Annotated in this window: 1 protein-coding gene; it reads right to left on the bottom strand. The window is 62.3% G+C overall.

Annotated elements, in window-relative coordinates; all coding sequences use genetic code 11:
- Nucleotides 1-663, bottom strand: a 663-nt coding sequence (locus B1964_RS27940) for a transposase (RefSeq protein ID WP_139765917.1), incomplete at its 3' end; no start/stop codon positions are given.
- Nucleotides 664-929: the final 266 nt, after the last annotated feature.

The following is a 929-nucleotide window of genomic DNA, read 5'->3' as shown; positions in this document are numbered from 1 at the left end:
GTCGTAGGCCTTGATCTCGCTATCGAGATCCCGGACCCGTCCGGCGATTCCTCGTAACGCGAGTTTCGCACCCTGTACCGGGTCTCCCGCTTCGGCGCGGTTGGGTCGCCACGACCAGATGACCGCCACCATTTTCCGGGTCGTCAACCCCGCCAGCTTCTCCCGTAACACCGGTGCGGTGATCACCAGATCCCGGATCTGATTCAACGCCACACTCCGTGCTTTGACCGCCGAAGCCCTTGCCGTGGACAGCATTCGGATCGACTCGACAATCCCGGAGTGATCCTTCGGGGTGATATCGGCGCGCCCGGTGCGCGCCGCCTGCGCCGCGGTGTAGGCATCAACCGGATCGGATTTACCGACCGTGGCCCGCACCGTCGGATCCGGGCGGTTGAGCTCTTTGACGGTGTAGCCGTGCTCACGCAGCACCGTGGTCAACCCCAACCCGTAACTACCGGTCTGTTCCACCGCGACCTGATGCACCCACCACTGGGCCAACCACTCCAGCATCGCCTCGTTCCCGGCCCGATCGGTACCGAACTCGGCGTCGGTGATCTGCCGGCCGTCCTCGTCGACGATCCCGGCATGGTGGGTGTCTTTGTGGGTATCGACCCCGGCATACACCGGTTGCGTCGACACCCCGTCTGCAGTCATGCTCGACATTGCGGTTCTTGTCTCCTTCACTTCGGTGGAGGATGACTACGCCGGGTGAGGCAGACAGGACGGTGAAGAGTCGGACCAACCGCAGCCGACAGGTTCCTATGAAGTCATAACCTCACCCGGCCCGGTCATCACGAATCCAGGTGTATGTTCGGGCTTCACCGAATGCCGACAGGTCCCACGTGAAGACACCCAATTCGAGGTCAGTCTCGAGGTAAGTCAGAACACCCGGTCAAGCCCTACCTACATTCTCACCGTCTCGAGGCTCG

The sequence above is a fragment of the Gordonia sp. i37 genome (genome assembly GCF_002043085.1).
Lineage (GTDB): Bacteria > Actinomycetota > Actinomycetes > Mycobacteriales > Mycobacteriaceae > Gordonia > Gordonia polyisoprenivorans.
The sequence above is the reverse complement of the archived record's forward strand: the minus strand, read 5'-3'. Positions and strand labels throughout refer to the sequence as shown.